Annotated in this window: 15 protein-coding genes and 1 tRNA gene; 4 read left to right on the forward strand and 12 right to left on the reverse strand. The window is 47.2% G+C overall.

What is annotated here, in order from left to right; translation table 11 throughout:
- Positions 1 to 206 precede the first annotated feature (206 nt).
- The gene (locus tag AB5123_RS07990) at positions 207 to 932 is read left to right on the forward strand and encodes a LytTR family DNA-binding domain-containing protein (RefSeq protein ID WP_302839648.1); all 726 of its coding nucleotides are present in this window, start codon (positions 207 to 209) and stop codon (positions 930 to 932) included.
- Between the two features lie 166 nt (positions 933 to 1,098).
- Here AB5123_RS07990 and AB5123_RS07995 read toward each other — a convergent pair whose 3' ends face one another.
- Positions 1,099 to 1,356 (reverse strand): hypothetical protein, encoded by a 258-nt coding sequence (locus AB5123_RS07995; protein ID WP_286961772.1) that lies wholly within the window; start codon positions 1,354 to 1,356, stop codon positions 1,099 to 1,101.
- Positions 1,357 to 1,375: 19 nt separating this feature from the next.
- Here AB5123_RS07995 and AB5123_RS08000 point away from each other — a divergent pair, with 19 nt between their 5' ends.
- Both AB5123_RS08000 and AB5123_RS08005 read left to right on the forward strand, forming a co-directional pair.
- Positions 1,376 to 2,257 (forward strand): sensor histidine kinase, encoded by an 882-nt coding sequence (locus tag AB5123_RS08000; protein ID WP_368364678.1) that lies wholly within the window; start codon positions 1,376 to 1,378, stop codon positions 2,255 to 2,257.
- A 122-nt stretch (positions 2,258 to 2,379) separates the two neighbouring features.
- Positions 2,380 to 2,976, forward strand: coding sequence for an accessory gene regulator B family protein (locus tag AB5123_RS08005; RefSeq protein WP_256321969.1), 597 nt, complete (start codon positions 2,380 to 2,382; stop codon positions 2,974 to 2,976).
- Positions 2,977 to 3,619: 643 nt separating this feature from the next.
- On the opposite strand, the gene AB5123_RS08010 is transcribed toward AB5123_RS08005, so the two are convergent.
- From AB5123_RS08010 to AB5123_RS08035, 6 genes are all read right to left on the reverse strand, one after another.
- Positions 3,620 to 7,684, reverse strand: a complete 4,065-nt coding sequence (locus AB5123_RS08010; RefSeq protein WP_368364679.1) for a hypothetical protein — start codon at positions 7,682 to 7,684, stop codon at positions 3,620 to 3,622.
- A 59-nt stretch (positions 7,685 to 7,743) separates the two neighbouring features.
- Positions 7,744 to 8,130 carry a hypothetical protein gene (locus tag AB5123_RS08015; RefSeq protein WP_117925392.1) on the reverse strand — a complete coding sequence of 129 codons (387 nt, stop codon included), beginning with the start codon at positions 8,128 to 8,130 and terminating at the stop codon, positions 7,744 to 7,746.
- Between the two features lie 178 nt (positions 8,131 to 8,308).
- Positions 8,309 to 8,938, reverse strand: coding sequence for a LuxR C-terminal-related transcriptional regulator (locus tag AB5123_RS08020; RefSeq protein ID WP_368364680.1), 630 nt, complete (start codon positions 8,936 to 8,938; stop codon positions 8,309 to 8,311).
- Positions 8,935 to 10,185, reverse strand: a complete 1,251-nt coding sequence (locus AB5123_RS08025) for an ATP-binding protein (protein WP_302836596.1) — start codon at positions 10,183 to 10,185, stop codon at positions 8,935 to 8,937. The genes AB5123_RS08020 and AB5123_RS08025 overlap by 4 nt, the downstream gene beginning before the upstream one ends.
- On the reverse strand, positions 10,182 to 11,843 hold the full coding sequence (locus AB5123_RS08030) for a hypothetical protein (RefSeq protein ID WP_286961752.1): 1,662 nt from the start codon (positions 11,841 to 11,843) through the stop codon (positions 10,182 to 10,184). Before AB5123_RS08030 ends, AB5123_RS08025 begins: the two co-directional genes overlap by 4 nt.
- 107 nt (positions 11,844 to 11,950) lie before the next feature.
- Positions 11,951 to 12,027 (reverse strand) — tRNA-Arg (locus AB5123_RS08035).
- A 17-nt stretch (positions 12,028 to 12,044) separates the two neighbouring features.
- Here AB5123_RS08035 and AB5123_RS08040 point away from each other — a divergent pair.
- Positions 12,045 to 12,188 (forward strand): manganese efflux pump, encoded by a 144-nt coding sequence (locus tag AB5123_RS08040; protein ID WP_272481044.1) that lies wholly within the window; start codon positions 12,045 to 12,047, stop codon positions 12,186 to 12,188.
- A 52-nt stretch (positions 12,189 to 12,240) separates the two neighbouring features.
- Here the strand turns inward: AB5123_RS08040 and AB5123_RS08045 are convergent, their stop codons facing one another.
- From AB5123_RS08045 to AB5123_RS08065, 5 genes are all read right to left on the reverse strand, one after another.
- On the reverse strand, positions 12,241 to 14,127 hold the full coding sequence (locus AB5123_RS08045; protein ID WP_051706229.1) for a diguanylate cyclase: 1,887 nt from the start codon (positions 14,125 to 14,127) through the stop codon (positions 12,241 to 12,243).
- Positions 14,128 to 14,444: 317 nt separating this feature from the next.
- Entirely contained in the window at positions 14,445 to 15,374 is a 930-nt protein-coding gene (locus tag AB5123_RS08050; protein ID WP_286961751.1) for an acyl-CoA thioester hydrolase/BAAT C-terminal domain-containing protein, read from the reverse strand.
- Positions 15,375 to 15,616: 242 nt separating this feature from the next.
- Positions 15,617 to 15,757: a FeoB-associated Cys-rich membrane protein gene (locus tag AB5123_RS08055; protein ID WP_181981505.1), complete on the reverse strand. Its 141-nt coding sequence runs from the start codon at positions 15,755 to 15,757 to the stop codon at positions 15,617 to 15,619.
- Positions 15,754 to 17,760 carry a ferrous iron transport protein B gene (feoB, locus tag AB5123_RS08060; protein WP_117859321.1) on the reverse strand — a complete coding sequence of 669 codons (2,007 nt, stop codon included), beginning with the start codon at positions 17,758 to 17,760 and terminating at the stop codon, positions 15,754 to 15,756. Before feoB ends, AB5123_RS08055 begins: the two co-directional genes overlap by 4 nt.
- Positions 17,757 to 17,999: a FeoA family protein gene (locus AB5123_RS08065; RefSeq protein WP_022287113.1), complete on the reverse strand. Its 243-nt coding sequence runs from the start codon at positions 17,997 to 17,999 to the stop codon at positions 17,757 to 17,759. The genes feoB and AB5123_RS08065 overlap by 4 nt, the downstream gene beginning before the upstream one ends.
- Positions 18,000 to 18,206 lie beyond the last annotated feature (207 nt).

Genomic DNA, 18,206 nt, shown 5'->3' on the forward strand with positions numbered 1-18,206 from the left:
TTGCTGTGTGATATATTAAAGCCCGTGGGCTTCCATATCGAGGGAATCCACGGGCTTTGTTGCGCTTTTTTTACAGCCCTTTTTTGTTTGCAGTCAGGTGTGGTCTTGACGCAGGGAGCTGTGAAACGCCTTATGGCTTGACCTTACGGTATAATTATGGTAATATAAAATCGTACATAGACTATGTTATAAAAGGACGTGAAAAAATGCGGATCGCAGTTTGTGATGATAATGCTGTTTTTCTTCAGTTTTTTAAATCTATGCTGGCAAATGAACTTGAATCAAGGTCGGTCAAGGCTGAAATAGAAACGTTTACCAAAGCTGAGAGCTTTTTTTACAGCCATGGTAAAAAGCCTTTTTCGGCTATATTTCTTGACCTTGATATGCCTGAAATGACCGGTTTTGAAGTCGCGCGGCAGCTAGGTCAGAATGGTAATTGCTTCGTGATCTTTGTGACAAGTCATCAGGAACTGGTTTATGACAGCTTTAATTTCAGACCGCTGAATTTTATCTGCAAAGATCCTGACGCTGATGTTGTGAAGGATAGGCTCCATATGGTAGCAGGACAGTTGACGGACGCACTGAAGCAGGAAAAGACAGTGGTTTTGGAGAATAGGGAGCAGGGAAGGATCTCTGTAAAGCTTCGGGATGTAACTTATATAGAGAGCAATAGCCACAGCATCATATATCATTTTGCAAATAATAAGGATACCATTGCAGTCAGAGATAGCATTGGCGAGATAGAAGAAGCTTATCGTAAATTTGATTTTATACGGGTACATAAAAAATATATCGTCAATCTGAAATATGTTTTTAACATAAGCCGTTCAAATGAAACAGTGATCTTCAAAAGCGGTTCAGTACTGCCCATGAGTCGGGGATATAAGAATGAAGTTGACGACGCTTTGACTGAATATCTGAGGAGAAAGTGATGACTATTACATTGTGGACGATATTTGAGATCTTGATAAACTTTTATCAGGGCGGTCTGGAAACATGGTTTATATATAAATTTCTTACGCCAAGATCTCATGAAAGGGCTAAGATATGGGCTGTTATATTTGCCGTTTGTGAAGGCTGTCTGGTCACTGCTTTTAATTATTTCACTGTATTTGAGGGCTTTGGAAGTGCTTTGTACTGGGCAAGTCTGCTTGTCTTTGTGTTTTGCTTTTTTAGTGACAATGCTGTAAAGAAATTTCTTTCCATATCCCTCTCGCAGGTTGCGATCTTGTTGATAACGTCATTGGAACTAAATGCTGTATCGTCATTTTTTAAAATATCCCTCAGGGAGCTTGTGGTCGAACAAAGCTTGCTTAGATTTGTAACGCTTATAATGATCCAGATATCTATATTCATTGTATTTAGATTAATACTGATGGCCTTTAAACATACAGATGATTATACGGCTTCAGATTGGGTGACGATAATTGCAGTGCTTATTATTTCGTTTTCTCTCGTTATGGTAATACATGAACTGTCACTTTCGGCAGACGATGGCCATAGGCTGTATATAAATCTGTCATATATGCTTGTCTTTGTTCTTAATATACTTATATTCTGGATAATAAATTCTTTGATAAAAAAGAATCAGAAGATCAAGGAAATGGAGATAGTCAAACTAAGAGAGCAGTATCTTGAGCAGTTTATCGGAAACGCCGAGTCGCAATATGACGCCATGAGAAAACTAAGGCATGATATAAAAGACAAATATGAAACGGTCAATGAACTGTTGAAAGTACAAAAAATAGATGAAACGAGAAAATTTATCTCAGAAAGCTTTGACCTTATCGGGAAGTCGGAGTCCTATGTTAAAACGAAAAATAATATTGTAAATGCTATCGTTAACGCAAAGCTTACGATGGCTTCTTCCTTGGGGATAAAAATATCATGCATAACAGTTTCAGATTTTGAGGGAATAAAGGGAACTGACCTTTGCGACCTGTTGAGCAACACGTTGGAGAATGCTATAACGGCATGCAAGGAAATAGCCGACGACGCAAATAAATTTCTGTATCTGAAGATCGACCGAGAAACGGATACATATACGTTTTTGATAAAAAATTCAATAGATTATTCTGTTATGGATAGTAATCCAAGGCTTACGACCACAAAGGCTGATAAAAAACAGCATGGTCTGGGGACCTCAATAATCAGAGAGATAGCAAGAAAATATAATGGCAGATGCGATTTCTATGAGTCGGAGGGAATGTTTTGCTGTCAGGTAACATTGATGGCAGATACAACGGCCCTGAACTAATTGTTCTGAACCGTTGCTGCATTTCGTGACAAAAACCTGCAACTCATTCCAAAAAGCTTGACATATTGCTGTTATTCTAGTAAAATTCAAATTAGGGTAAGACAAAAGCGAGGCGGTAGTTTATGGATCTTGTTGTATCGGGTATACTTAATTTTTTGACCGAGCAGGAAGCTATCGGCAAAGCAGATGAGGTACAGGATTTTTATCGGTATGGTATAGAGATAACTATCTCATCAATGTTAAACATTGTGCTTGTATTGCTTATGGGAGCATTGACAGGGCATTTGCTGGAAAGCGTAATATATTTGGCAGTGTTTATTGCTGTCAGGGTTATTACCGGAGGGTATCATGCAGATACATATTTCAGATGCAATCTGTTGATGTGTTCGACATTTATTGCTACAGCTTTTCTTAATGACAAGGTATGCGGATATATAAATATATGGGTGATCGCTGCCTTGGTTGTGTTTGAAGAGATAATAGCTTTTGTATTCTGCCCTGTGGAGAACAAAAATAAGCCTATAGAAAAAGATAAAAAGCCAAAGTTCAAAGCGATGGGAATGATAGTTTTTCTGTTGCTTGATCTGTTTGGCGGGGCGATTATCAATAGATATCAGATGGTTGGATCTATGATCCTGTTAACAAATCTATTAATTGCAGTTTTAATAATATCAGCGAAGATCAAAGGAAAGAGGTGTGATAAGAATGAGATCATTTAAGAAATTGCTTGCCAGCCTTATTGCCAGAGCGACTAAGAGAATGGGTATAGCTGCTTGCGGATGTGCATCAATGTATGGTGGCTATCAAACTAAAGAGCCAAAAAACATTTACAAGAATTAAGCGTAAAGCTACAAGAATTACGATAAGCATTACAAAGACTTTATCATTTCCCCTTTAAATCTTGTGATACTTGTAAATGAGGTAACATTAGCAGGAAGATAACTTCCTGCTGGTGTTACCGTTTTTTTTATTTGTAGTGAGTTTAAGCTTTTGACAGTGAGTAAATTTGCTTTTAGGCACAAAAAAATTCCGCCCTACAAAAGGATGCGCTGTACTATTCGGTTTTCAAAGAACGGGCGGAGGCTATAGAGAAAGCCCCCTCACTTTCCATGCTGAAAAGTTGAGGGGGCTACAACCAAGTTTTTTTAATTTTCTAAAAGATTTTTGCCTAAGGCATAAAGAAAAAGCGCCGGAGATTGCCGTCCCCATTCGGCTGGGGATACACGGTCAGAATGTGGGTGTCGCTTGCCGCCTTTCGGAAAGGGACTTGCTGGCAAGCTCGCTTTCAGGAAAATAGGCGGTGGCGGAATGATCCGTCACCGCCTATTGTGTTTAGGCTATTTTGATTTCGGAAGCGTCGGCTTATTTAACCTTGGATTCCTTTCTCTTTTTGCCGCTTACGCCCAGCAGAGTCAGAACGCCGCACAGAGCAGCCAGCCAACCGATGTGGTTGCTGCTGTCACCGGTCTGAGGACACTTGGTGGAGTCGTCATTTCCTGGCTTATTGGTGTTATTACCACTGCTGCCTGTATTGCTTGTGTTGCCGCCGTCGGGAAGCTTGTCGATGACCGTATTCTCGCTGCGCTTGGCGCCGCAAACGGTGCATTCCTCGTGCTTGATGCCGGTTGCCTCCTTGGTAGCGGCCTTGTCGATCTCCCACTGGAAGCTGTGTGGTGCCGTGTCGGCCTTGTCGCCGCACTCGCACTCATGCCAGTGGTTGGTGCCGTCATACTTCCACTCTGTACCGTAGCTGTGGGTATGATTGCTGCCTGTTGCAGGGATCGGTGCGGTTTCAAGAACCTTCTTGCAGACGGTGCATTCCTTATGCTTAGCGCCGTCGGCGGTTTCGGTAGCTGCCGTGTCAACGATCCACTCGCTGGCGCTGTGAGCCGCAATATCGGCCTTATCGCCGCACTCGCACTCATGCCAGTGATCGGTGTCGTCATACTTCCACTCGGTGCCGTAGCTGTGGGTATGGCTTGGAGGCGCATCCTTATAGGTGGCCTCGAGCTTCACATCATTGCCGGGCATGGTGAAGGTGGTAGTCGCCTTGGTGGCGTCTGCCAGAGTGACATTGCCCTCCAGCACGACCCACTTGTCAAAGACCTTGCCTGCCTCCGGTGCGTCCGCCGTAACGGTCACAACGGTGTTCTGCGCGATCTTGTCCGTGATAGGTATCCCTGCGGCAAGGGAGGCTGTGCCCTTGATGACCGTGACAACGTATCCGGTCGCAGCGGAGTTCTTTACGAACCTTGTCTCGCCGCAGTCGGCGCGCTGGCAGGTGTAGAGAATTCCTTCGCTCTTGCCCTGTTTTGCAGGTTTGCCGCCGTCCCAGTCGTGGCTGAGCTTATTAACGACATGACCGTAGCGGATAATCTGTCCGCAGCCGGCTGTGCACTGCTGGTCGCCGCTATAGCCTGAGGTGGTGCATCCGGGCTTAACCTCATTGATCAGCTTGTAGTTATCGGCAATTTCGTGGAGGGACGGGGTAGAGACGCCCTTCTGTGCGATCCTGTCGCACGATGTGCAGTACTGGTTGCCGGAATAGCCCCTCTCTGTACAGGTCGCCGTTCTTACATCCCGCAGTTCAAGGGGACCGCTATGCCTGAAGTCGCCGGTCTCGCCCTTTACGGTGCCGCCGCAAGCCGTGCAGCGGTAGTCGCCCTCATAGGCGCGGTGCCGACAGTCGCCCGATTTGGCGTTATAGCGTTTGCCACCATGGCTCGCGTCTGTGGTTGCCGAGTTTGCCGTGCCGTAGTAGTACAGCGGCTGCAGTGGACCGGTATGACCGGCGTTTGCAGGTGGGTAGATATCCGAACCGGCACTGATGACATGGCCGCAGTCTGCGCAGGCGGTGTCGCCGGTGTAGCCCTTACGGTCGCAGATCTGCTCCTTCGCATTGAGCACCGTGGTGCCGCCGCTGTGGTCACAGCCTGCATAGACAGGCTCAAAGAAGAAACTGCCGCCGCCGGGGGCACCCATGGCGCTGAACTCTGGGATCGTGCAGCCCCACTCAAGGGCGGAGCCGTTGGTCACCAGTTTGAACTGGGACTTCGCCTCGTTGGCACTCCAATTTTTATGAACCGGTGCAGTGCTGTCAGACACGTTGTATTCGCGGAGATACTCCACCTTCCAGCCGATGGCTTTCTGACCGGTTCTCTCCTCGGGATAAAGCTTGATCTTGTCGCCGGGCTTGACGATCATACGGGTTGCCCGACCGTTTTTCACCGTCACAAGGGCGGTGTCCTTTGTCCAATGATCGGTTCCTTCGTCATCATCCTTGTCGATTTTTGTCTTTGTGTACTCGCAAATGCTGCATTCAGCCTCCATGCCGCCTTTATCGCCCTCGGTATCGGGGGCTTTGACCACATTCCAGCGGCCCCAGCTATGGGGAACCATGATGAACTCCTCGCAGCCGGGAACCTTGCACTTTTCTGGGTGGGCATAGCCGGATTCAAGGATGAGCTGCTCCACCGTCTTGGTCGAGCCGCCGATGTTGAAGGTATACTCATAGATACTGCCGAAGCCGGTGCAGTCCCAGTTCCAGCCGTAATCATGGACATGGCTCTTCACAGGAACGATATAGTCGCAGACGGAACATCTGAGCACATCGACTCTGCCGCCGCCCACTGCGTCATAGCTTCTGTCAAACACAAAGGTATGCGGGAAGATGCGCTCCTTGGAGCCGGTGGTCATATAATGCGCTTCGTAAGAGCCTGCTTCAAACAGGCACGGGAGCTTGTGACCGTCGCATTTCGGGTCGCCGCCCACGACACCGTTATGGGTATTCCCATGCTTATCGACCCAAGTGACCTTGTATTCCGGCGTTTTCTCGCTGTCTTCCGTGGGCACACGCACACCCGCCTGCTTGTGGCTGTAGGCATGGGTGGCAGTCAGCTTTGCCTCCGCCGTTTTCATGGTGTCCGAAGGGTCACCCTTTCTGCCGATGATGCAGTAGTAGGAGTAATCCTCCTGGCAAGCCTGGGTGGAAACCGGCATCTTCAGTGTGGAGGTCGTCACACCCGTGTAAAACCCATCCTCAGGCAGCTTGTAGGGCGCCGCCGTGGGATTCTCATTATTCTTCCGATACCACTGATAGGTCAACTCGTCGCCCTTCAGGCTTCTTGCCGAGACAGAGAAGGTGACCGGGTTATTTTCATAGAACAGCAGGCCGTTTTCCGGCTCTTCGTTATAATCGTCGTAGATAGAGGTCTTACACTTGACGCCCCTCGGCTGGCGGTTGATGACGATGGAACTGCCGCTGATGTAGCCGCAGACCTTGCACACGCCCTTGACGTCAAATTCATGGTTGGCGGCATTCAGCTTTTTATCGTCACAATAGCGGCAGGGGTGCCAGTGCTGCGTTCCGTCAGCCGCCCAGCTGGCGGAGGCTATGTGGGTATGTCCGGCGCCGGCATGCTCCGTCTTCAGATGATCCTCAAAATCAGAGTCGCTGAAGCACCAGTCGTCATGATCGCAGCCCATAGCGCTTACGGCATCTCGGCAGCAGTCCTTGCAGCGCTGATCGCAGCCGTCCTCGCAGGGATCGCTGTCGTGGAAGCACAAGCCGCAGTCCTCACAGAAGTGATCCGCATAGTCCGTGTCCATTGCGCACATTCCCTCGGAGCAGTCGGAGTTGCCCTCGCAGCACTCCTTGCACATTTCGCAGGTTTCGCAGAACTCGTCCTCGTCCTCCTTATCCGTGACCCAGCCGTCGCAGCCCTGACAGATGTGCTCGTCCCACTCGGCGCTTTCCACGCAGGTCTCGCCGTCCGGGCAGCCGCCGCCCTCGGAGTTATCTCGGCAGCACTCCAGGCACAGGCCGCAGTCCTCGCAGGACTCCTGGTTCAGCAGGCATTCCTCACACTGCTCGCAGGCCGTGTGGCAATCGATGCAGTGGATGACGCCGGTATCATCGTCGTCCACGCACTCGTCCACCGAACCGAAGCAGCTGTTGCAAAGCGAGCAGTGCATCGGGTCGCTGTCATCGTTTGCGCAGTCATCGCAGAAGCCGCAGGAGTCGCAGATGGTTATGGAGCAGCATGGACCCTTATGGCATTCGCCGCACAGCTGGTCATCCTCGCCGATGTAGCATTTGCCGCAGGTCGAGCAGTGCGTGTCCTCCATGCAGTCGGCGCATTTGTAGCATTGATCGCACCAATTGGGTGTATTGAACAGACACTCACCACAATCGTTGCAGTGGAATTCAGCGAAGCAGTCGGAGTTGCAGTCAACAGTGCAGAACCCACAACCGTCGCACATATTCTCGCCCCAGTGATAGTGGTCGCAGTAGATACAATCTGTGCCGTCATCGTAGTCTTCCCAAAAGGCATGGGTATGGAGCTCCTGACTCGGCATCAGTGAGAACAGCATCACAAGCGCCAACAGGACGCTGGCGACGCGCCTTCGTTTGTTCGTTTTTGTCATACTATTATTCCTCCCTCATAATTATTTTGAAGATTTTTATGCTTTTTGTGTTGCCTGATTTAAACACTGTCGATGACCGAAGCAAAGTAGTTTTCGGATACCGAACCGAAGAGAAAAGCGTCTATCAGACCCTCGCGCTTTGCCTGCCGTACCTTTTCGGTCAAATCTTCATCTGTATCATCATCCACAAAGAGAATGACACGACAGCTTTCCGTGTTCCGTTTTACCTTGTCACGGATTGCCATTCGTTCTTTGAACATCCATGGCGAATACGCCTTGACCTCCATTAAAAGCACATCCGGTCGATGCGTTTTGCACCACTCGGCGGTTGCGTCCGGCGACTCGGAAATCACAACTTGGCAATCGTCCAATTTTTGCATCAGCATTCGCTCCATGGTGTGCGCATGGATATCGCTTTGAATGTCCAGAACGATTTTTTTCATCATTCATCACCACCTTCTAAAAGCACAATCCTAATCTTACATTATCTATTATACTGATTTTTTGGCGTTTGTCACTGGCACTTGTGCCAGTAACAGAAGAAAAATCTCGATTTTTTCAAAGATTTTTGCCTTTTGGGCGCGAAAAACCCCTTGACCGTACAGCCAAGGGGTTCAGTTTTGCTTATTTGTCTTTTAAGGTGACTACCATGAGCTTGTTTTCAATGGCGGTTGCAACCAGCGCTTCTCTGCTTTCAAAGCCGCTCTTTTCCACCATATCGTCCAGGTTCCAGCGAACGCCGTTTTTGGAGATGCCCAGCTTATCGGCAATTTCCTGATAGGTAAAGCCCTTTATATAAAGGCGTAGGATGTCTAACTGCCGGGGCGAGAAGACATCGGACATCGTACCCTCCATTTCAATGGCCGGAGCGGTATCGGGGAATACCTTTTCACCTGCAAGGGTGCGCTTTACCACGCTCATCAGCTCCTCTGTTCCGTGGTCCTTATACCACAGGCTGTCGGCAGCACCCATTTTGGCTCTTTGCAAAACTTGGGGATCGACAAGCGAGGTAGCCACAACGATTTTGATTTGCGGAAAAACCTTTTTGATGCGCTCTGCGGCGGCAAGACCGGAATGCTTATGATGCGTCTGCACATCCATAAGGACGAGCTTTACGGTGGCGTCGCAGTGCTTTTCCGCTTCAAAGGCGTCACGGAAAACGCCGACAAGATGAAACTCGCCGTCTGCCGCAAGACGGTCGACAAAGTGCTTTTGGATGTATAGATCATCTTCTACAAGTATAGTGTTTATCATAGGCTGATCTCCTTTGCGGGAATCGTAATCAGAAGAGCAAAGCGTGGATTGTGCGAAATATGCATTTCACCGCCGGAACTTTCAATACTGCGGCGAAGCGTTGACAGGCCGCTGCCTTCCTTTATCGGCTCTGTGGGTATTTTGCCGTTGTTGGTTATGGTAACATCATAGCGTTCGCCGCGCTGGGCAATGCGGATATATACCTCATTCCCGTCTGCGTGCTTGATGCAGTTGGTCACGCACTCCTTGGCGGCAGCAACGGTCAGCTCCTCGGCTGCGGTATCACGGGGCAGGTAGCCGTCGATTTTTACAGCCACGCCAAGCTGCTGTGCGGTTCTTTTTACCTCGTCCATTGTGCTGACAGAGGTGACACGGTTGCTTGCCAGCATACCGATGGCATTTTGCAGCGCCTCAAGCTTTCGCTCGGTATCCTCTCCGCTGTCTATGATGTCACGGATGGTCAGGAGGCTTCGCCCGATGGTATCGTGAATATAGACCTTTAGGTCAAGGCTTTCCTTCTCTTTGACATCGTTCTCCATGCGAGCGTACATCTTCCTGAGCTTTCGATTGACTTCTGCCAGTTCTTCATTTATTTCCTCTTGCTTTTGGTAGCCGTTATACAGCTCGGTTACATTGTGCGCCGTTATCTGCTGCCAGCGGTCATCGCTGTCCACGGTGATATTTTGTGTGCGAAACTGCCAGACGGTCTTGTCGGGCAGGATGTAGCAATCATTCTTGACGGTCACGGATCTGTCCGGCGCGCTCAGGGCATTTTCCATATCGCTTTTGATTTGCAGCTCGTGGCCGCAAAGGGCAAATGAGAGCCTGCGCATACGGTTGTTGCACAGGATGATCCTGCCGTTCGGGTCGGCAAAGCAGATGCCCATAGGCAGCTTATCGGTTGCTTCCTTAATGGAGAACGGCGAGAGCTCGTTCTTTTTACGGCGGTATTCCCGCGGCAGAGCAATGGCAAAGTGAACTGCCGCAAGGAAAATGGCAGCGGCAAATATCAGCCACGGTGCGTCCAGCAGAAATGCGTCCCCGATATTATCGGGATCTGCCTGAGAAACGGAGAATAGCAGCGGGATCATCACCGCCATAACTGCCAGACTCAGCAGGCTGCGCACCGGCTTATTGCTGCGAAGAAGCTGATACATAAACAGCCCGATCTCAAGGACGATCTCCACAAGCATGATAAACGGCAGCATGGTCTGCCAAAATTCAGAAAGGGAAGAAAATGCACTCATTTCCTGTCACCTTCTTTCGCTTCAAATACAAGGTGCTGGTATTCCTCGTCATCCTCTTTTTCACAGCGGATACTGTCTCCGCTTACCAAAGCGGAAAGGTCGGCTTTGCAGCACACATTCAGTGACAAGCGCAAGCCGTTTGCCTTTATGAGGCTTACCTGTATGCCTGTTAAATTCAAAATGTCGGCTTCAATAACCGATTCATAAAAATCAAATACAGCAGTCGCCGTTTTGCCGGAGAGCATGGAAAGAGATTCGTCCACATAGAGCGAGCTGCGGACGCCCAACAGCTTCAGCGTTTGGAGGGACTCATTGAAGGCACGGTGGAGTTCCGTTTCCGCTATTTTAATATCTCGGTCGGTAAGGAGCGTCAGATGCTTGCGGCGTTTAATATAGCTGCACAGCACGGCAATCTCGGCAAGGAGCGTTTTGGCACTGTCGGGATCGGTGCTTGAGATTCGGCGGTATTCCTTAGTGAGCTCTGCAATGCGGTCGATCTGCGTCTGCGTAGCGGAACGCAGGAGATCATACAGGCGGTTTTGCTCCTCCACCTTGCGGCGCTTGGCTTCACGCTTGTATTCATAACGGAGTATTTCGTTCCTGTCGGCAAGCTCGTCTGCAAGAAGCTCAGAGTCCTCCTTGATGTCACGCAAAGCCGACACATCCTCTGTCCATACGGCATAGCCGCCATCAATGGGCATGGTGTGAACGGTCAAGCCGCCCATCGTGACCGGGCTTTGCTCGGCTTTTTTCATCGTTTCCTTTGAGATAGGCGCAGTGTTTACAGCTGCATACCGAACGGTAAAGCCCTTGTCGGTGATCTCTGCCGATGTGCCGACAGAGGAGGCAAACAAGTCCACATAACGGCTGTTTGAATGTATATATCCACAGGCGATGCAAAGCTCAAAGGTCAGAATATACATCACACTTTGGAATGCGGCAATATCGCCGAACAAGTGGAGCAGCCAATCCGCACCCGCATAGTAAAGCACGCTGTAAACGATCGTCAGCAGCATAGGAACAATGGGCAGAAAGTGGAGCCTTCCTTTTTGCACACGGCATTTGAAAAACATAATTACGAGTGCGGCAAAGGCACACAGCACCTGCCAGCCTACAATAATGAAGTAGCCTATCGAGTAGCCGTTGTTTTTGTCTGTCCACACGGCGGCGTCCTTCGGAAAGGTAAATACGAATTGGTGCAGGTCATTTGTGAGCACGAGCAGAAGCAATGTGCCGGAGATGATCCACAGAATCGACATTCCCTTGGGAAATTTGTATTCGTCCGGCTTTCCCAATGACATGGCAATCAGCAGCGCCAGCATAGGCACAAACAGCATGGGCAGATAGAACAGATACCACAGGTAACGGACGGCATCCGGCTGCCAGAATATAAAATACTTTGCCGAACGGACTACCATCCATATGATGAGCAGTACTGCGGTGACCGTCATAAACCTGCACACCTGCTTTTGCACGATCCGCTGACGGACGGAGAGCCCCCAGGCGGCGAACAGACCGATATAGATAAAGCTACGTAGATAGGAAAACAGCATCGGGTAGAAGCTGCCCCTGCCCACAATTCGTAAGCAATATGCCAGTATCACGGCAAGTACAGCGATGCCGCTTGTTATGATAGTATTCTTTTTCTGTTCGGTCATAAACAGACCCCATTTCGCCTTCATTCGTGTTTGTTTACCTTTGGGTAGCAAAAAAGCCCGATATATTCGGGCTTTTCGCAGGAGACATCTTTTTTGTCTCCACATTATGGCGTTCCCGAGGTGATTCGAACACCCGACCTACCGCTTAGGAGGCGGTCGCTCTATCCAGCTGAGCTACGGAAACACATTACAATCGTTATTATATCACAGTTTTGCAATTTTGTCAAATGTTTATTTGACAAAAAAAGTTGGCTCGCCATAGCAACAAGTATCGACGCACTTGCAGTCGGAATAACGTTCGCTTTCCTGAATATCTTTCTTGAGGGAGTTGGCATACTCAAATAGCATAAAAACAAGGGCGGAAGTTTTCAAACTATCCGCCCTCTGGTTATGTCTGTTAGTCCCGCCGACTATGATGTTTACGCTTTTGCGTGTACATCTCACGATCTGACGCTTTCATAAGATCGTCGATCTCTTTCAACGTTTTCGGCTTTCCCGCCTTGTAGCCACAGCTTATCGACACATCATATGGCGACTTGCTTCTGCGATTGTACTCTGCAATGCTGCGGGATACCTTTTCGTAAAAGCTGTCTGCACCGTCTGTTTCAGCGATAACAGCTACAAATTCATCACCGCCGAAGCGTGAGCATATCCCACCCTCTGCAGTGCATTTTGTCATCAGCGACGCCACTGCCTTTATCGCCTTGTCACCCTCGTTGTGACCATAGAGGTCATTTATCTTTTTAAGGTTGTCCATGTCAATAGAGAAAACCCATACGCCTACGCCCTGTTTCTCAGCCTTTGAAATAAGCTTTCTTACGTTCTTGTAAAAGCCCCTGCGGTTATATATCCCTGTCATGGGGTCAAGCATATGTATCCTTGCAAGCTCTGCATTTGCCCTTTCAAGCCGCTGGCGGTTTTTAAAGCTCTCCATTATCTGATTGGTGTTGTTTATAAAACGTCTTGTGTTCTGGAAAAGAAAATATATAGGACTAAATGAATTTGCCGCATAGCCTATGACCTCGTCCTGAAAATGAAGCGGCGAGAACATTAAGCAGTTATGGCGTCCAAGGACTTGCTCCATATCAGGCAAAAGATCCTTGGTGTCAAAAACTTCACCGGTCTTGTATTTGTTGTCAAAAGTCTGCATGAAAACTCTCATCTGCTTTGTAAAGCTGTTATTAAAGCGTTCTCTCTGCCTCGTGTTTGACAGAAAATCAGAGTTTGTGCATACCCAGCTATAATAATCTCCCGAACGTGCCATTACCTTTGCCATTTCTTCTACGGTGTGACATTCCACTGATTTTGCAAGATAAGAGAACATATGCTGTTCGTGACCATCAGAATTGTTCATTCTGTGGTAAAGCTCAAGGATCTTGTCGCCTACTTCTCTCGGGTCTATTTTCTTACAACCGCATGACTGGGATATCCTCATGGTGTAGCTGACCTCTATTTTTTCAGGAAGAGGCACTCCGTTCATCATATGGTCTATGGCGTTTATTATCTTTTCGCCAAGCACATCATTGTCTACAGCCGCCGTTGTAAGACGAGGGCTGTTATACTGTTCAAGTTCGATGCCGTCAAAGCCCGTTACAATAACGTCTTCAGGCACTTTTATGCCGCGTTCTCTCAGTATGCTGCAAGCTGCTATCGCCATAGCGTCGTTTGCACATATTATCGCCTGCGGAAATTCCAAACTGCTTTCTAAAAATTTCTCCAATACTCCTTTTGTTGGCATATCCCAGAAGTCACCATAGCCAAGACGCTCAGGCTCAAATTCTATGCCGTTTTCCGCAAGCACCTTTTTGTATGCTTCTATACGCTCTTCTGAGAAAGCATTGCCCTTTACGCCAGCAATGAAATTAACTCTTCTGCAGCCGTGAAATTCGATCACATGGCGAACTATCTTTTCAAAAACGTCAGAGTAATTGAATGTCACACTGCAGCAATTATCCATTGTACTGTCAACGCATATGACAGGAACACCGTGTTCATGGGCACGCTTGCTTATCTCGTTGGAAATGCTGTCTCTTTTTATTGCCTCGGGCATTATTATAAGTACGTCAAGAATGTCATAATTTATAAGATCAAAAATGCTTGCTTCACCATGGTTGTAGGAAATGTTGTGATAAAGGTCGCAAAAGGTGTTAAAAAGAAGCACCTTGTAGCCCTCTTTTACACCCTTTCGGCTTATGGAAGATACTATATCTCTCACATAGTCAGATTGTACGCATGAAGTGCAGATACCTATTATTTTATATTTCGCTGTATCGCTTGTAAACATGGCTTGCTCCTTCGTCAGGGTCCCGATGACCCACCACTATCTATATAAAATAATTGTTTTTTGCTTTGATATGTGACTGCTATTAGAAAATATTCACATACCGTTAATTTTACCATATCCACACTCTGATGTCAATAGAAAACTCACAAAATTCACAAAAATCTTCTTTTTGAAAGCATTTATGCTGCTGCAAAAAATAACAGACCGACTTTCAGCTTTTTTCGCTGGAAGTCGGTCTTTGTTTATCGTAAAACATATCGAGCAAGGGGCGAACAGAGGTCGCTCCTACACAAAATAGCGTATTTTATGGGCTTTTTTTATTCAGCTACCCACTGTTTTAAAGCCGCAGAAAGTCGTCTGTCGATATCCTTTCTTGTCTGCTCGCACTCCTTAGGATAGTCCTTTGCAGCCTTGAAAATAAATTTCATTACGAATTTAAGTCCCACAGGAAGTGCTTTTCTGAGCATTGTCTCAGGAAGCACAAAGTGCGTTCCATGCTCGTAAGTCAGGGCTTCGTAATCGCACTCGTGAGGGCGTTCTTTCAAGCGCTTATCCATACGGCGGACGTATTTTCCTGCCTCCCAGAAGCTGTCGTCATCAGCACCCACCATTATAAGCTTGCCCTTGATGTTCTCAACCTTTATCATTTCTTCCTCTGTATGTTCTCTTGCCTTTTCAGAGTCAATAAAAAGGTGCGTGCTTCGTGTTATATCTCCCGAGCCTTTGGTTTCTTCTTCTATTTTGTGATAGTATTCAGGGTGGGCATAAACGAACGGCATATAGGCAAGCGGCTTGCCCTGCCATGAAAGTGTGGAAGCGTCAGGGATAGGCCATTCCTTGCAGCCGTCTTTTTCGCCCTGCTCAAAGCCCTGCCATACAAAGTCGCTTGGCGTAAGACCGAAAGTGAGTGTTATGTCAGGAAAATATGAAGCTGCCACAAGGGAATCCATTCCTGCCGTACTCATTCCCATTATGCCTATATTCTTGTTTCCATGGCTTTTGAGCCACTTTATAGCGGCCTCTATCCTTTCAAGCGGGAAGTTCACATGACCGTAGTTCTTCACGTCAGGTGACATACACATAACGTTCACGCCATTTTTGTGAAGCCATTTTGCTCCGCACTTTGCCATAAAGTCATTAGGATCGTCGCCGAACAGACCTATCATTGCGCAGTTTGCACCCTTTGGGTTTTCATAATATGTACCATAAAAACCGTCTTTCTCATTGCTAAAAAATTGTTTCTTCATAATACCGACCTTTCTAAGCTGGTTTTCTTTATAAAGTTAGACCGAACTAACCATATCTCAAAAAAAACAGGGTAGATAACTTCGCCCTAAGCTATATTATATCACATTTTTGCTTATTTGTCAGGTGTATTAACGAAAAAAGTTAGATGTATTGTAAATTTTTGATTTTCTTAGTGTTGCTTATATATTAATAAAATGGCGGAGAACGCATTCTTTTTGCAGTTCTCCGCTACTTTTATGCCTTATTTTTTGCCGCATCTGCTGTGACAGTGTGAGCAACAGCCACAGCATTTACCTTTTTTCTTTTGCTTTGATATACTTATTGCCGCTGCCACTGCCCATAAAAGCAGAAGTATCACCACTATCCAGTCGGCTGTATTCATAATAATGCTCCTATCTGATATACCGCACAGCCGCAAAGCCATGCCACCATGCACTGCATTATCACAACGCCTACTGTCTGTATCCTTGAATCAAGCTCTCTCTTTATGGTCGCCACCGCCGCAACACATGGGGTGTAAAGCAGGGTGAATACGAGAAAGCTCAGTGCGGAAAGGGTGGAGAATGCTCCCGAAAGAGCAGTGCCAAGGTTTGCAGTGCTTGTGTTCATCAGTACCGCCATTGTGCTTACTACCGCCTCTTTTGCAGTGAAGCCTGAAATAAGCGAGGTGGTCACTCTCCAATCTGCAAAGCCCAAAGGCTTGAATATTGGCGATATAGCCTGACCGATAAGAGCGAGCAGGCTGTCGGAGGAGTCTTTTACAACGTTGAGCTTTGCGTCAAAGGTCTCCAAAAACCATATTATGATAGTCGCAAAGAATATAACTGTGAAAGCTCTTTGTATAAAGTCCTTTGCCTTGTCCCAAAGAAGAAGTCCTACGCTTTTTGCCGAAGGAAGACGATAGTTTGGAAGCTCCATTACAAACGGCACAGGCTTGCCACGGAAAGCTGTATTTTTCAGTATCAGTGCAACTATTATCCCAAGCACTATGCCTGTTATGTATAAGCCTATCATCACAAGCGCCTGATATTTCTTGAAAAACGCTGCACAGAAAACTGCGTAAATAGGTATCTTTGCCGAACAGCTCATGTAAGGGGTAAGAAGTATGGTCATTTTTCTGTCACGGTCTGATACAAGCGTTCTCGTCGCCATTATGGCAGGCACTGAACAGCCGAAGCCTATGAGCATAGGCACAAAGCTTCGTCCCGAAAGACCGATCTTTCTAAGAAGCTTGTCCATTACGAATGCCACTCGTGCCATGTAGCCCGTGTCCTCCAGTATGGAAAGGAAAAAGAACAGCGTCACTATTATAGGCAGAAAGCTTAGAACGCTTCCAACGCCTGCAAAAACTCCGTCTATTATAAGGCTGTGTACAACAGGGTTTATGCCGTAGGCTGTAAGCCCTTTGTCTGCTAGGTCGGTGAGCTTGTCGATACCAAGGGAAAGCCAGTCGGAAAGCGTCGAGCCGATAACATTGAATGTGAGGAAAAATACAAGAAACATTATCCCGAAAAATACAGGCAGTGCAGTGTATTTTCCCGTTAAAATGCGGTCTATTTTTACGCTCCGCTTGTGTTCTCGGCTCTCGTGGCATTTCACAACGCTTATGGCAACGACTTTCTCGATAAAGTCGTATCGCATATCTGCAAGCGCCGCATTTCTGTCAAGCTTTGATTCGTCCTCCATTTCCACTATGCAGTGTTCGAGAAGCTCCAGCTCGTTTTGATTAAGCTCAAGCTGATCCTCGATATTCTTATCACCCTCAATAAGCTTTGAAGCACAAAATCTCGGCGGTATGCCTGCACGGTTTGCGTGATCCATGATAAGATGCACAACTGCGTGTATACATCTGTGCACAGCGGAATCGTCTGAGCAAAAGTCTGTGACAACAGGCTTTGTCTTGTTTCGGGCAGTTTCTACAGCCTTGTCGATAAGGTCTGAGATACCCTCGCCCTTTGCCGCACTTACCGGTATAACAGGTATGCCAAGTGCGTCGCTCATCATTTTTACGTCTATCGTTCCACCGTTGGCTCTTACCTCGTCCATCATGTTTAAGGCAAGCACCATTGGCACACGCAGTTCAAGAAGCTGTAAAGTGAGATACAGATTTCGCTCTATATTGGTGGCGTCAACAATGTTTATAATGCCGTCAGGCTTTTCATTTATTATGTAGTCACGGGTGACGATCTCTTCCTGCGTGTAAGGACGCAGTGAGTATATTCCCGGCAGATCCACCACAGTGCAGTTTTTCTGCCCCTTTATGTCACCGACCTTCTGCTCGACTGTTACACCGGGAAAGTTTCCAACGTGCTGATTGGACCCTGTAAGGGCGTTAAAAAGCGTGGTCTTTCCGCAGTTCTGATTTCCTGCAAGGGCAAATCTCATATATGGTCATTCTCCTCTGTTTTTTCTATCTCTATGTTTTTTGCGTCCTCTATCCTGAGCGTCAGCTCATAGCCTCTCAGTACTATATCAAGAGGGTCGCCCATTGGCGCACGCTTTAGCATTTTCACCTTTGTTTTGGGTATAAGTCCCATGTCGAGAAAACGCAGTCTAAGCGCACCCTCGCCACCTACCGCTTTTATCACGGCAGACTCACCCGTTTTAAGCTTATCAAGAGTCATTGTCTTTTCCTCCATAGCTATATTTTATTCTTATGTTTTATCTAAAAGAACTTCACAAAATAAGTTTACCATGGCTAACTTTACTTGTCAATAGTATATGCCATATATTTTAGTCAAATGTTATCTAAAAATTTTATTCAAATAGATAACTTCCAATTGACAACGCCAACAAATCGTGCTATCATAAAGTAAGACAAAGTACACTTT

The organism is Ruminococcus sp. RTP21204st1_B2_RTP21204_210225, assembly GCF_040914135.1.
GTDB classification, from domain to species: Bacteria; Bacillota; Clostridia; order Oscillospirales; family Ruminococcaceae; genus Hominimerdicola; species Hominimerdicola aceti.